The sequence below is a fragment of the Rugamonas violacea genome (assembly GCF_016461825.1).
GTDB lineage: Bacteria > Pseudomonadota > Gammaproteobacteria > Burkholderiales > Burkholderiaceae_D > Rugamonas.
The window spans coordinates 19,866-33,176 of the sequence record NZ_JAEMNU010000074.1 but is presented as its reverse complement, the minus strand read 5'-3'; the positions used below and the strand labels follow the sequence as shown (position 1 = coordinate 33,176).

Here is a 13,311-nt window from a genome sequence, read left to right as displayed (position 1 = left end):
GCCCCACCCCGGGATCGCGCCTGTGGTTTTCGCGTCGGCGGGCCGGCGAACTGTTGTCAAACGGTAACGACACTTGCGCCGTGATACGTCCGCTGCGGCCTTCCTTGCGCCACGTCAAGCGCGCGATCCTGTGGCGGGCAAGAATGCTCTGACTGCCTGCAAGGGCGCACGGCGAGCGAGGCCAAGGTGGATGACCAGAAATCGATCGCGGCCGCGTCGGCCCAGGGCGAACCCGGCCGGCCGGCCGAGCAGGCGCTGGACCTGATCGCCCGCGTCGTCGCGGCGATCGAGCTGACGCCGCTGGTGGCGGTGCACAGCGTCGACCGGGCCGGCCGGGTGCGTTTCTGGAACCACACCTGCGCCCAGTTGTACGGCGTGGCGGCGGAGCAGGCGCTGGGCCAGCCGCTGTTACAACTGCTGCGGCCGCAGCAGCGCGCCGCCGAGCACGCCGCCGCGCTGGAGCAGGTGTGGCAGAGCGGCCGCCCCAGCCCGGCGCGCGACTGGCAGGTGCGCAGCGCCGCCGGCCGCCAGCTGTGGGTCTATTCGAGCATGTTCCCGGTGTATCGCGGCGGCGAGCTGCAGCAAATCTTCAGCATGGACATCGACGTCACCGCCCGCCGCCGCGAGGAGGGCGCGCTGCTGTCGGTGGGCGCCAACTTCCGCCAGATGTTCGACAAGTCCAGCGACGCCATCCTGGTGATCGAGCGCGACCGCATCGCCGAGCTCAATCCGGCCGCGCTGGCGCTGTTCGACTGCGCCGACGCCGGCCGCATGCTGGGCAAGAGCCTGGCCGATTTTTCGCCGCTGCGCCAGGACGGCGGCGCGCTGTCGGCCCAGGCCGGGCTGGCCATGGCGCAGCAGGCCCACCGCCTGGGCAACTGGCGCTACGACTGGCGCTACACCAGTTGCGGCGGACGGCCGTTCTGGGCCGAGGTGCTGCTGACCTCGATCACCCTGGACCACGAGTTCCTGTTCTACGCGGTGGTGCGCGACATCTCCGCCCGCAAGCAGGCCGAGCAGCGCCTGTACCTGGCCGCCCAGGTGTTCGAGAACAGCCGCGACGCCATCCTGCTGGCCGACCGCCTGCCCAGCGTGATCGCCGTCAACCAGGCCTACAGCGCCACCACCGGCCGCGGTCCGGCCGAGATGGTCGGCCAGGCGCTCGACGGCGAGCGGGTCGGCATCGAGGACGCCGAGCTGTTCCGCCAGATCTGGGGCGAGATGAGCGAGCTGGGCCACTGGCAGGGCGAGATCTGGGCGCAGCGCCGTGGCGGCGAGCGCTATCCGGCCTGGCTGTCGCTGGCCGCCATCGCCGACCAGCAGGGCGCGGTGGCCAACTATATGTTGATCCTGTCGGACATCAGCGAGCGCAAGCGTTCGGAGGAAACCACCCGCCACCTGGCCGAGCACGATTTCCTGACCGACCTGCCGAACCGCGTGCTGCTGCTCGACCGCCTCAGCCTGTCGCTGACGGCGGCGCGGCGCAACCACAGCATGCTGGCCATCCTGTTCCTCGACCTGGACCGCTTCAAGCACATCAACGACACCCTCGGCCACCACGTCGGCGACCTGCTGCTCAAGGAGGTGGCGGCGCGGCTGGTCAAGTGCGTGCGCGCGGTCGACACGGTGAGCCGCCAGGGCGGCGACGAGTTCGTCATCATCCTGGCCGACATCGGCGGCATCGACCAGGCCGCCCACGTCGCCGCCAGCGTGCTGCAGTCGATCACCCAGACCTACGAGCTGGAGCAGCACCGGCTCGACGTCACCACCTCGATCGGCATCAGCATCTTCCCCGACGACGGCGCCGACATCGAGACGCTGGTGAAGAACGCCGACCTGGCGATGTACCACGCCAAGGAGGGCGGGCGCAACCGCTTCCAGTTCTTCAACGCCGAGATGAACGCGCAGATCGTCGAGCGGGTCGCCTTCGAGAACGGCCTGCGCTGCGCGCTGCGCGAGGGCCAGTTCGAGCTCGAATTCCAGCCCGAGATCGACGTCGCCAGCGGCGCCACGGTGGGTGCCGAGGCGTTGATCCGCTGGCGCCACCCGCAGCTGGGTCGGCTGCTGCCGGAGCGCTTCATCGGCGTGGCGGAGGACTGCGGCCTGATGGTCGCCATCGGCAACTGGGTGCTGCGCGAGGCCTGCCGGCAGGCGCGCCGCTGGCAGGAGGAGGGCCGGCCGCTGGTGGTGGCGGTCAACATCTCGCTGGCGCAGCTGGTGCAGAACAACCTGCCGCACAGCGTGGCCGAGGCGCTGCAGGTGAGCGGCCTGGCGCCCGGCCTGCTCGAACTGGAGCTGACCGAGGCGATCATCATGCGCCAGGGCGGCGCGGCGTCGGCCAAGCTGCAGGCGCTGCGCGCGCTGGGCGTCGGCCTGACCATCGACGATTTCGGCACCGGCTATTCGCGCCTGGGCCATCTGCGCGACTACCCGGTCGACAAGCTGAAGATCGACCGCTCCTTCATGGCCGACCTGGCGTCCGAGCCGGGCGACGCCGCCGTGGCCACCGCCATCATCGGCGTGGCGCGCAGCCTGAAGCTGATCGTGGTGGCCGAGGGCGTGGAGACGGCGGCCCAGCTGCAGTTCCTGCGCCATCACGGCTGCGACCGCTACCAGGGGCGCTACATCGCGCCGGCCGCGCTGGAGTCGGCGCCGCAGTCGGCGTCGCTGGATGGTGCGGCGCCGATGAACGGCGCGGCGTCGCTGGACGGCGCGGCACCGCCGCCGCAGCCGCCGCCGCGCGCCGACGGTGCCGAGGGGCCGGCGGCCTAGGCCGCGTCGCCAAGGCGCCGGCGGCCGCGCCAGGCACCCACAGGCGGAGAGCGAGGGTCGGACCCGCGGGTCCGACCCTGGCGTTGCGCCGTCGGGTTTTGCGCGACCCGCCTCAGGCCTCGGCGTGGTCGCGCGCGCCGTACAGGCGCAGGCGCACCAGCACCTGGCCGTGGTCCGAAGTCTCCGGGCGCTGCTGCAGCAGGTGGTCGTTCAGGTAGCTGACGTCGAGCACCTCGCCGATGGCGTAGCGCGAGGCCGGGTTGAACTCCTCCGACACCAGCACGTGGTCGATGGTCATGTAGTGGCCCTCGTGGATGTTGGTGTAGCCGACGTGGCGCAGGCGGTCCTGGCGCAGCTGGATCTGGTTGCAGTCGAACATGCGGCCGCTCAACTCGTCGCCCGGCTGGCACCAGGCGCCGGCGCCCAGCACGATGGTGGTGGTGACGGCGTCGGCGGTGTCGTTGAAGTCGCCCAGCACGATGCGCGGCCGGCGGCCGCCGTGCGCCGGCTCGCTCAACTGGCTCAGCAGAACGCGCAGCGCCACCGCCTCGGTGCCGCGGCGGATCAGCGAGCGCAGGTTGGCCTGGGCGTACAACAGCGGGTCGTCGCCGCCGTCGCCGTTGCGGTAGTCGGGCCGCTTGGATTTCAGATGGACCACGATCACGTCCAGCACGCGCCGGTCCGGCAGCAGCACCTGGGCGTGCAGCGGGGCGCGGGCGAAGCGGTCGGCGTCGCGGCTGCCGGCCGGCATGGCGACGCCGTCGGGGAAGGCCGGATAGGCCGCCGGCGTGGCCGCCAGCGGCAGGCGCGAGACCAGCGCCACCTGCGGCGTCAGGCGCTCGGCGCCGGCGTCGACCTCGATCCCGGCCAGCATGGCGTCGCGGTAGCGGGTGCTGCGCGCCAGCACGTCGCGCAGCGCCGCCAGCGAGAAAATCTCCTGCAGGCCGATGACGTCGGCGTCGAGCTGGTCGAGCTGGTGGGCGGTCCAGGCGACCTTCGCTGCGTACTGCGCCGCCGTCAGCGGCGCCAGGTTGTCATACAATTTCGCCCCGGCCGGCGCCAGGTTGCACACGTTGAAGGTGGCAAAGCGAAGTTCTTGCTGCATAATTCGACACTCCTCGTTGAATCTTTAGCGTATCACGCATGGCCAAAAAAGAGCACATTTCCGAAACCCAGGCGACGCAGCTGCTGCGCAGGCACAAGATCGTCTTCTCGGAACACCCCTATCCCTACGAGGAGCACGGCGGCACCGGCGTCTCGGCGCGCGAGTTGGGCGTGGCCGAGCACCACGTCGTCAAAACGCTGGTGATGCAGGACGAGGCGGCCAAGCCGCTGATCGTGTTGATGCACGGCGACTGCAAGGTGTCGACCAAGAACCTGGCGCGGGCGATCGGCTGCAAGTCGGTCGAGCCGTGCAAGCCGGAGGTGGCGACCCGCCATTCCGGCTATATGATAGGCGGCACCTCGCCGTTCGGCACCAAGAAGGCGATGCCGGTGTATGTCGAGCAGGGCATCCTGCAACTGGAAACGATATATATCAATGGCGGCCGGCGCGGCTTCCTGATCGGCATCGCGCCGCAGGTGCTGCTCGACGTGTTGGCGGCCAAGCCGGTGCAGTGCGCCCTGGCCGACTGAGGGCCGGTGCTTGCCCGGCGTCAATCCCAGCGCACTTTGTTGGCGTGGGGACACGCGCATGGTGTATATTCAGCAGCCCCGGCGGAGAGCCCCGGGAATAATAATTAGAGGGAAACAATGAATACAGTACTGATGACCGTGGCCGCCTATTTGATCGGCTCGATCTCCTTTGCCGTGGTGATGAGCAAGTTGTTCGGCATCGCCGACCCGCGCACCTACGGCTCGAAGAACCCGGGCGCCACCAACGTGCTGCGCAGCGGCAACAAGGGCGCCGCCATCATGACCCTGCTGGGCGACGGCGCCAAGGGCTGGCTGGCGGTCTGGCTGGCCTACCACTACCAGGAGCAACTGGGCGTGGGCGACCTGGCCATCGCGCTGGTGGCGATCGCCGTCTTCCTCGGCCACCTGTGGCCGGTGTTCTTCCGCTTCGTCGGCGGCAAGGGCGTGGCCACCGCGCTGGGCGTGCTGCTCGGCCTGAATCCGTGGCTGGGCCTGGCCACGCTGGTGACCTGGCTGGCCATCGCCTTCGCCTTCCGCTACTCGTCGCTGGCCGCGCTGATCGCCGCGCTGTTCGCGCCGTTCTATTACGGTCTGCTGTTCGGCGTCGAGCCGCAGTTGTTCGCGGTCATCGCGATGAGCGTATTGTTGGCTTACCGCCACAGCCAGAACATCTCCAACCTGCTGGCCGGCAAGGAAAGCCGCATCGGCGGCAAGGGCGCCGCCGCCAAGGAAGCCGCCCCGGCCAAGGGCAAGAAGAAATAATCCCCGCGCCGCCAGGCTGCGCTGTGAAAAAGCGGCAAGGGACACGAGAAACACAAGAAACACAAGAAACACAAGAAACACAAGAAACACAAGAAACCAGGCCCGCGCCTGGTTTTTTGCTGTGCGGCGGGCAATTGCTGGCGATGCAATAATAGATGCCAATTTGTTGAAATTATTTCAATGAATGGAATCGACTGCGCCGGCGACTTGATTTCGCTTTTGCTGCCATCATATAGCTGGCATTGCGCCGCCGGGCGCCCACCCATTGCGAAGGCCTATTCATGAGCACACCCATCAAGATCGATTTTGTCTCCGACGTCTCCTGCCCCTGGTGCGCCATCGGCCTGAAATCGCTGGAGGCGGCGCTCGCCAACATCGGCACGGCGGCCAAGCCCGAGCTGCACTTCCAGCCCTTCGAGCTGAATCCGAAGATGGGTGTCGAGGGCCAGGACATCGGCGAGCACATCGCCGAGAAGTACGGCGCCACGCCGGAGCAGCAGGCGCAGTCGCGCGAGATGATCCGCGCGCGCGGCGCCGAGGTGGGCTTCACCTTTTCGATGGACAAGCGCAGCCGCATCTACAACACCTTCGACGCCCACCGCCTGCTGCACTGGGCCGAGCTGGAGGGCCGCCAGAAGGAGCTCAAGCACGCGCTGCTGGAGGCCTACTTCACGCAGGGCGAGAATCCCAGCTCGCGCGAAGTGCTGGCGCGGGTGGCCGGCGCCGCCGGCCTGGACGAGGCGGCCGCCGCCGAGGTGTTGGCCAGCAACCGCTACGCCGACGAGGTGCGCGAGCGCGAGCATTTCTACATCCAGCAGGGCATCAGCTCGGTGCCGGCGGTGATCATCAACGACCGCCACCTGATCTCCGGCGGCCAGCCGGCCGAGGTGTTCGAACAGGCGCTGCGGCAGATTCTGGCGGCCGCCTGAGCCATGCCGCGACGGCGGGCGGCCAGCCCTCCCGCTCGGCTTCCGGCGCGCCCCCCGCTCGGCCTCCGGCCCGGCCGCTTTTGCGCTAAACTCAAGTCCAGCATCGCGCGGACAGCCGCGGCGACGATTCAGGGAGGCGCATGCCGGCAGCACAAAAAATCCACTTACTCGGCGTCGCCAGACCGCCGGCCGACCAGTTCCGCGTCGCCGCGCTGCAGCGCTACCAGATCCTCGACACGCCGCCCTGCGAGGACTTCAGCTTCCTCGCCGAGCTGGCCGCCCGGTTGTGCGGCATGCCCTACGCCGCCATCGCGCTGGTCGACGCCGAGCGGGTCTGGCTCAAGGCCAGCCATGGCCTGCCGCTGGGCAGCATGCCGCGCCAGGACAGCTACTGCGCCCTGACGGTGCTGGGCGAGGCCACCACCGAGATCGCCGACCTGAGCGAGGACTACCGCACCGCCCACCTGCCGTACACCGTCGCCGCGCCGCATATGCGCATGTACAGCGGGGTCGCGCTGACCTCGCCGGACGGCTTCCACATCGGTGCCCTGTGCGTGATGGACAGCCGGCCCGGCGCGCTGGACGAGGCGCAGCGCCGCACCCTGGCGCGGCTGGGGCGCCAGGTGATGGCCTTGATCGAGCTGCGCGCCAACCAGCGGACCCTGGGCGGCTCGCTGCGCGAACTGGAGCAGCTGGCGCTGACCGACGAGTTGACCGGCCTGCACAACCGCCGTTCGCTGTTGCAGCGCCTGCAGTTCGAGGTGGCGCGCGCCAAGCGCTTCCGCACGCCGCTGTCGGCGCTGATGATCGACCTCGACGACCTCAAAGGCGTCAACGACCGCTACGGCCACGCCGCCGGCGACATGGTGCTGGCCAACGTCGGCCGCCTGCTGCGCGAGAGCGTGCGGGTGATCGACATCGCCGGCCGCTACGGCGGCGAGGAGCTGTGCGTGGTGCTGCCCAACACGCCGCGCGAGGGCGCCCGCACGTTGGCCGAGACGCTGCGCGCCAAGCTGGAGGCGCAGCCGCACACGGCCGGCGCGCACACGCTGCCGGTCACCGTCAGCATCGGCGTGGGCGCCTTCGACCACATGGGCGTCGCCGACGCGGAAAGCCTGCTGCGCCAGGCCGACGAGGCGCTGCGGCGCGCCAAGGACGGCGGCCGCAACCGCGTCGACGGCTAGGCGCGCCGCCCGACGGCGCGGCGTCGCGCCGCGCCGTCAGATCGGCTGCCGGCCGGCTTACGCGGTGCGACCACGCCGCGCCAGCAAGTCCACCACCAACCCTACTCTGCGGAGACGAAGCAAGCCTTGGATAACATTACCCACTCCTTGATCGGCCTGGGCGCCGGCGAACTGATACACCGCAGCCTGAGGCCCGAGCCGGACGCCGCCAGCCAGCGCACGCGCCACCGCCTGCTGCTCGCCGCCTGCGCGCTGGCCAGCAACTTCCCCGACCTCGACCTGTTCCTCACCAAGCTGCTGCCGGTTCCACTCGGCTATCTGCTGAACCACCGCGGCCACACCCACACGCTGCTGTTCGCGCTGCCGCAGGCCTTGCTGCTACTGGCCTTGTTGTGGAGCTTGTGGCCGGCGGCGCGCGCGCTGCTACGGCGCAGCGGCGCGGCGCGCTTCGGCCTGGCGGCCAGCACCTTGCTCGGCCTCGGCCTGCACCTGCTGATGGACTTCACCAACTCCTACGGCATCCATCCTTTTTATCCCTTCGACGGGCGCTGGTTCTACGGCGACATGGTGTTCATCGTCGAGCCGCTGTTCTGGGTCGCCTTCGGCGTGCCGCTGGCCTGGCTGACGGCAGCGCGGACCACGCGCGCGCTCGGCCTCGGCCTGCTGGCGGCGGCGTTGCTGTTCTTTGGCTGGAAGGGTTTTCTGGCCTGGAGCGCGCTGGCCGCGTTGCTGGCCGTGGCGGCGGCGATGATCGCGCTGCAGCGGCGCGACGGCGCGCGTGGCCGTGGCGCCTTGCTGCTGGCGCTGGTCCTCAGTGGCGTCTTCGTCGGCGGGCAGGGCCTCGGCTCGGCGGTGGGCGCGCAACGCATCCGCGCCGCGCTGCTGCAGCTCGATCCGGCCGCGCGCACGGTCGACGTGGCGATGACGGCTTTCCCCAGCCAGCCGCTGTGCTGGAACTTCGTCTCGGTGGAGGTCGACGAGGCGGCCGACCGCTACCGCATGCGGCGCGGCGTGCTTAGCCTGGCGCCGCAGTGGCTGGCGCCGCAGGCCTGTCCGAGCGGCCTGCTCGACCGGGTGGCGGCGCAGGCGCCGGCGCGGCCGCTGACGGCGGCGCTGACCCAGTACGACGAGCGCAGCGCCAGCCTGTCCGCCTTGCGCGGGCTGCGGCGCGACAGTTGCTACGTCGACGCCTGGCTGCGCTTCGCGCGCGCGCCGGCGCTGGTGGACGGCGAACTGTCCGACTACCGCTTCGCCGGCACGCCGAACGGGAACTTCTCCGCGCTGCGCATCGCCGACAGCCGGCAGGCCGCCTGTCCGCAGAACGTGCCGCGCTGGGACTATCCGCGCGCCGACCTGCTGACGCCGTCGGCGACCGTGGCGCCGGCACCGGCGCCGGCACCGACGCCGACGCCGACGCTGGTGTCGGCCGGCGGGCGCCCGCCCTGATGGCCGCGCGGTCAAGCCAAGCAAACCCACCGGCGTAAATCCGGGGTCGGACCCAGCGGGTCCGNGGCCCCCACCCCAGCTCTCTGCTTTTGGGTGGTTCATCCGGCGCCGGCGCCTTGGCGGCATGCTGCCTAAGCGGCGGCCGCCACGTCGTCATGGTCGGTGGAGACGGCCAAGGCCATCCAGGCCGCCATCTCCGCCTCGACCGCGCGGTTCTTCTCGCGCACGCCGGCCACCGTGTCGCTGCCCAGTTGCAGACGCAGCGGCGGCGCGGCGCTGTCGACCAGGGTCAGCATCGCCTTGGCCAGCTTGCGCGGGTCGCCCGGCTGGCGCTGGTTGACGTCGGCGGCGTGGGCGCGCATGGCGCCGACCGTCCCGGCGTAGGCGTCGATGCGGCTGCGCGTGCTGACCAGCGAGGCGGCGTCGAGGAAGTCGGTGCGGAAGTAGCCCGGCTCGACCGCCGTGACGTGGATGCCCAGCGGCGCCAGCTCCATCGCCTGCGCCTCGCTCAGCGCCTCGACGGCGAACTTGCTGGCGCAGTAGATGCCCCAGCCGGCGTAGGAGCGGTAGCCGCCCACCGACGACAGGTTGACCAGGTGGCCGCTGCCCTGCTGGCGCATGAGCGGCAGCACCGCACGGCTGACGTTGAGCAGGCCGAAGACGTTGGTGTCGAACAGGGCGCGCACCTCGTCGGCGTTGGCCTCCTCGACGGCGCCGAGCAGGCCGTAGCCGGCGTTGTTGACCAACACGTCGATGCGGCCGAAGCGCTCCAGCGCGCGCTGCGCCACGCTGATCGCCTGCGCCTCGTGGCGCACGTCCAGCTTCAGCGCCAGCAACTGCGCTTGCTCGCCCAGCGCGTCGATGATGGTTTGCGGGTCGCGCGCGGTGGCCACCACGGCGTCGCCACGGGCCAGCGCCTGGCGTGCGATCAGCGCGCCGAAGCCGCGCGAGGCGCCGGTGATGAGCCATACTTTGTTGTTGCCCTGCTTGGCGTGTGCCATGGTCGTATCCTTTGAGAGGGTTCCAGCAGCGCCCTGCGGCGGCGGTCCGCCGTGGGCTGTGGAGTGATGTGCAGCCAGTGTAGGTCCGCCGCAGCTGTTACACTAGCCATAGCAAAGCTGTTTGATTTTCATCTTTTGGTTGTAAATGGAAAAGGCCGCACCGGCATGGATAAAGCCCGCGTCATCACCCTGTTCATCGGCGTCGTCCGCGCCGGCAGCTTCAGCGCCGCCGCCGCCGAGGCGGGCCTGACGCCGCAGGCCGTCAGCAAGGCGGTGCGCCAGCTGGAGGAGAACCTGGGCGTGCGCCTGTTCCACCGCACCACGCGCAGCCTGCGCCTGACCGACGAGGGCGAGCGCCTGTACGAGTTGGCCAACCCCGGCCTGCGCCTGCTCGACGAGGCGCTCGACCAGGTGCGCGACAGCCGGCAGGACCTCGACGGCCTGATCCGCGTCGCCGCGCCGACCTCCTTCGGCAGCGTCAAGCTGGTGCCGCTGCTGCGCGAGTTCCAGGAGCTGCATCCGGCGATCCGCTTCGACCTGCTGTTCGACGACCGCTTCACCGACCTGGTCGAGGCGAAGATCGACGTCGGCTTCCGCGCCGGCAATCCGCCGGAGCGCAACCTGGTCTCGCGCAAGCTGGGCGACATCGAACTGCTGATCTGCGCCGCGCCGCGTTACCTGGCGCGTTACGGCGCGCCGCGCGACGTCGCCGAACTGGCGGGCCCGGGGCAGCGCTGCACCGGCTTCCGCCACCCCAACACCGGCCGCTTGATGCCGTGGGAGCTCAACATCGACGGCGCCACCGTCTACCAGGACGTGCCGGCGGTGGCCAGCTTCAACACGGTGGAGGGCGAACTGGAGGCGGTGCGCGCCGGTGTCGGCATCGGCCAGCTGATCGGCTACATGGTCGAGCCGGACCTGGCCAGCGGCGCGCTGGTGCGCCTGCTGCCGCAGCTCGACAGCAGCGAACACGGCCTGTTCCTCTACTATCCGCAACGCGGCCAAATGCCGCTGCGGGTGCGCCACTTCATCGACTTCATCGGCGCCGCCGGCGAGCGCCTGTTCCCCGCCTACCGGCCGCGCCGGCCCGGCCCCCACCCCAAAAGAAAATGACGCCATGGACCGATTGCATTTGATGACCGTCTTCGTCGCCGTCGGCGAGGAGCAGAGCTTCGCCGGCGGCGCGCGCCGGCTCGGCATGTCGCCGCCGGCGGTGACCCGCGCCGTCGCCGCGCTGGAGGAGCGCCTCGGCGTCAAGCTGCTCGACCGCACCACGCGCCACGTGCGCGTCACCGAGGCCGGCCGGCGCTATCTGGACGACGCGCGCCGCATCGTCGCCGAGGTCGACGAGGCCGACGAGGCGGCCGCCGGCACCAACGCCGAGCCGCGCGGCCACCTGGCCGTCACCGCGCCGGTTTTGTTCGGCAAGCTGTACGTCATGCCCGGCATCGTCGACTACCTGGCGCGGTATCCGGCGATGGAGGTGTCGGCGTTGCTGGTCGACCGCGTCACCAATCTGCTGGAGGAGGGGCTGGACGTCGGCGTGCGCATCGGCGAGCTGCCCGATTCGAGCATGCAGGCGGTCGGCGTGGGCCGCGTGCGGCACATGGTGTACGCGGCGCCGGACTATCTGGCGCGGCACGGCGCGCCGCAAACGCCGGCCGAGCTGGCGCGCCACACGGTGATCCTGGCGTCGAGCGTGAGCCTGTCGCCCGACTGGCGGTTCCAGCACCAGGGCCAGACGCTGACGGTGCGGGTCAAGCCGCGCCTGGTGGTGAGCACCAACGACGGCGCCATCGAGGCGGCCGTGCTGGGGCTGGGCATCACGCGGCTGATGTCCTACCAGGCGGCGCGCTATCTGGAGTCGGGCCAATTGGTGGCGCTGCTGCGGGACTACGAGCCGGAGGCCATCCCGATCAGCGTGGTGCACCGCGACGGCCGCCGTGGCTCGGCCAGGCTGCGCAGTTTCATCGACCTGATCGTCGCCCGCCTGCGCGCCGACCGGACGCTGAACGGCTAGCGCCCGCACCCGGGCGCGCCATCGTCCCGCGCCGCGCCGCTGCGCCGCGCCGCCGGCCAAGGCGCCGTGGCTTGCGCCGCCTGCGCGTGTTCTGCGCGCGCTCTGCGCAGCGGCGGTGCGCGCCCGCTGCTGCCGTGCACAAAAACGGTGCCGAAAAATTCAGCCAGCTGCCCATTCGCGCCAACAAGGCGCGCTCAGGTCCCGACGTGGGGCGCGATTCTCACCGGCGGCTGGCACACCAATTGCTGTGGTCCTTGCTGAGGGGCCGCCGCCCGGTGGCCCATAGCGACCCGCACGAGGATACGATGAGCAGCGATACCCCATTCAAACCGATCCGCCGCCAACTACTCAAAGCCGGCGCCGTCGCCGGCACCACGGGCCTGGGCTGCCTGCTTGGTGGCGGCGCCTGGGCCGCCGGCTCGGACAAGCCGGAAAAAACGGAGGTCAAGATCGGCTTCATCCCGCTGACCGACTGCGCCTCCGTGGTGATGGCCTCGGTGCTCGGCTTCGACCAGAAGTACGGCATCAAGATCGTGCCGAGCAAGGAGTCGTCCTGGGCCAGCGTGCGCGACAAGCTGGTCAACGGTGAACTGGACGCGGCCCATGTGCTGTATGGCCTGGTCTACGGCGTGCACCTGGGCGTGGGCGGGCCGAAGAAGGACATGGCGGTGCTGATGAACCTGAACCACAACGGCCAGGCGATCACGCTGTCGAAGAAGGTGGCCGACAAGGGCGCGGTGGACGGCGCCTCGCTGGCCAAGCTGATGGCCGGCGACAAGCGCGAATACAGCTTCGCCCAGACCTTCCCGACCGGCACCCACGCCATGTGGTTGTACTACTGGCTGGCGGCGCACGGCGTGCATCCGCTCAAGGACGCCAAGATCATCACCGTGCCGCCACCGCAGATGGTGGCCAATATGCGGGTCGGGAACATGGACGGCTTCTGCGTCGGCGAGCCGTGGAACCACCGCGCCATCGTCGACGGCGTCGGCATCACCGCCGCCACCACCCAGGACATCTGGCGCGACCATCCGGAGAAGGTGCTGGGCAGCAGCGCCGAGTGGGTCAGGAAGTATCCGAACACGGCGCGCGCGCTGACCGCCGCCATCCTCGACGCCGGCCGCTGGATCGACGCCTCGCTGTCGAACAAGCAGAAGATGGCCGAGACCATCGCCGACAAGTCCTACGTCAACACCTCGGTCGACGTGATCAACCAGCGCATCCTGGGGCGCTACCAGAACGGCCTGGGCAAGACCTGGGACGATCCGAACTATATGAAGTTCTTCAACGACGGCAGCGTCAACTTCCCCTATCTGTCGGACGGCATGTGGTTCCTCACGCAGCAGAAGCGCTGGGGCCTGCTGAAGGGCGAGCCGGACTACCTGGCGGTGGCGACGCAGATCAACCAGATCGGCATCTACCGGGACGCCGCCGCGCTGGCCAAGGTCAGCGTGCCGAAGTCGCCCATGCGCAGCGCCAAGCTGATGGACGGCAGCGTCTGGGACGGCAAGAACCCCAAGGCCTACGCCGATTCGTTCAACATCAAAGTCTGAGGAGGGATC

At 69.9% G+C, this 13,311-nt stretch carries 11 protein-coding genes; 9 read left to right on the top strand and 2 right to left on the bottom strand.

The annotated features are described in order from the left end of the window. Positions 1-186: 186 nt before the first annotated feature. Complete coding sequence (locus H7U20_RS30775) at positions 187-2,772, top strand: sensor domain-containing protein (RefSeq protein WP_370593155.1); 2,586 nt, start codon at positions 187-189, stop codon at positions 2,770-2,772. 112 nt (positions 2,773-2,884) lie between these two features. Here the strand turns inward: H7U20_RS30775 and H7U20_RS14140 are convergent, their stop codons facing one another. Further along, positions 2,885-3,877: an endonuclease/exonuclease/phosphatase family protein gene (locus H7U20_RS14140; RefSeq protein ID WP_199759793.1), complete on the bottom strand. Its 993-nt coding sequence runs from the start codon at positions 3,875-3,877 to the stop codon at positions 2,885-2,887. 38 nt (positions 3,878-3,915) lie between these two features. On the opposite strand from H7U20_RS14140, the gene ybaK reads away from it, so the two are divergent. From ybaK to H7U20_RS14115, 5 genes are all read left to right on the top strand, one after another. Then, positions 3,916-4,407, top strand: coding sequence for a Cys-tRNA(Pro) deacylase (gene ybaK, locus H7U20_RS14135; protein ID WP_199759792.1), 492 nt, complete (start codon positions 3,916-3,918; stop codon positions 4,405-4,407). 117 nt (positions 4,408-4,524) lie between these two features. Then, positions 4,525-5,169, top strand: coding sequence for a glycerol-3-phosphate 1-O-acyltransferase PlsY (plsY, locus tag H7U20_RS14130; protein WP_199759791.1), 645 nt, complete (start codon positions 4,525-4,527; stop codon positions 5,167-5,169). 281 nt (positions 5,170-5,450) lie between these two features. Then, entirely contained in the window at positions 5,451-6,098 is a 648-nt protein-coding gene (locus H7U20_RS14125; protein ID WP_199759790.1) for a DsbA family oxidoreductase, read from the top strand. A gap of 140 nt (positions 6,099-6,238) precedes the next feature. Continuing rightward, the gene (locus tag H7U20_RS14120; RefSeq protein WP_199759789.1) at positions 6,239-7,282 is read left to right on the top strand and encodes a sensor domain-containing diguanylate cyclase; all 1,044 of its coding nucleotides are present in this window, start codon (positions 6,239-6,241) and stop codon (positions 7,280-7,282) included. Positions 7,283-7,408: 126 nt separating this feature from the next. Further along, complete coding sequence (locus H7U20_RS14115) at positions 7,409-8,728, top strand: metal-dependent hydrolase (protein ID WP_199759788.1); 1,320 nt, start codon at positions 7,409-7,411, stop codon at positions 8,726-8,728. Positions 8,729-8,859: 131 nt separating this feature from the next. Here the strand turns inward: H7U20_RS14115 and H7U20_RS14110 are convergent, their stop codons facing one another. After that, positions 8,860-9,729, bottom strand: coding sequence for an oxidoreductase (locus tag H7U20_RS14110; protein ID WP_199759787.1), 870 nt, complete (start codon positions 9,727-9,729; stop codon positions 8,860-8,862). A gap of 165 nt (positions 9,730-9,894) precedes the next feature. Between H7U20_RS14110 and H7U20_RS14105 the strand changes: the two genes are divergently transcribed. The 3 genes from H7U20_RS14105 to H7U20_RS14095 all read left to right on the top strand — a co-directional run bounded on the left by H7U20_RS14105 (position 9,895) and on the right by H7U20_RS14095 (position 13,302). Beyond that, on the top strand, positions 9,895-10,842 hold the full coding sequence (locus tag H7U20_RS14105; RefSeq protein ID WP_199759786.1) for a LysR family transcriptional regulator: 948 nt from the start codon (positions 9,895-9,897) through the stop codon (positions 10,840-10,842). 4 nt (positions 10,843-10,846) lie between these two features. Beyond that, positions 10,847-11,749, top strand: coding sequence for a LysR family transcriptional regulator (locus H7U20_RS14100; RefSeq protein WP_199759785.1), 903 nt, complete (start codon positions 10,847-10,849; stop codon positions 11,747-11,749). A 305-nt stretch (positions 11,750-12,054) separates the two neighbouring features. After that, positions 12,055-13,302, top strand: a complete 1,248-nt coding sequence (locus tag H7U20_RS14095; protein WP_199759784.1) for a CmpA/NrtA family ABC transporter substrate-binding protein — start codon at positions 12,055-12,057, stop codon at positions 13,300-13,302. Positions 13,303-13,311 lie beyond the last annotated feature (9 nt).

Coding starts and splice junctions, on each gene's coding strand:
- H7U20_RS14140 (WP_199759793.1), bottom strand. CDS start 3,877: ATGCAGCAAGAACTTCGCTTTGCCACCTTCAACGTGTGCAACCTGGCG.
- ybaK (WP_199759792.1), top strand. CDS start 3,916: ATGGCCAAAAAAGAGCACATTTCCGAAACCCAGGCGACGCAGCTGCTG.
- plsY (WP_199759791.1), top strand. CDS start 4,525: ATGAATACAGTACTGATGACCGTGGCCGCCTATTTGATCGGCTCGATC.
- H7U20_RS14125 (WP_199759790.1), top strand. CDS start 5,451: ATGAGCACACCCATCAAGATCGATTTTGTCTCCGACGTCTCCTGCCCC.
- H7U20_RS14120 (WP_199759789.1), top strand. CDS start 6,239: ATGCCGGCAGCACAAAAAATCCACTTACTCGGCGTCGCCAGACCGCCG.
- H7U20_RS14110 (WP_199759787.1), bottom strand. CDS start 9,729: ATGGCACACGCCAAGCAGGGCAACAACAAAGTATGGCTCATCACCGGC.
- H7U20_RS14105 (WP_199759786.1), top strand. CDS start 9,895: ATGGATAAAGCCCGCGTCATCACCCTGTTCATCGGCGTCGTCCGCGCC.
- H7U20_RS14100 (WP_199759785.1), top strand. CDS start 10,847: ATGGACCGATTGCATTTGATGACCGTCTTCGTCGCCGTCGGCGAGGAG.
- H7U20_RS14095 (WP_199759784.1), top strand. CDS start 12,055: ATGAGCAGCGATACCCCATTCAAACCGATCCGCCGCCAACTACTCAAA.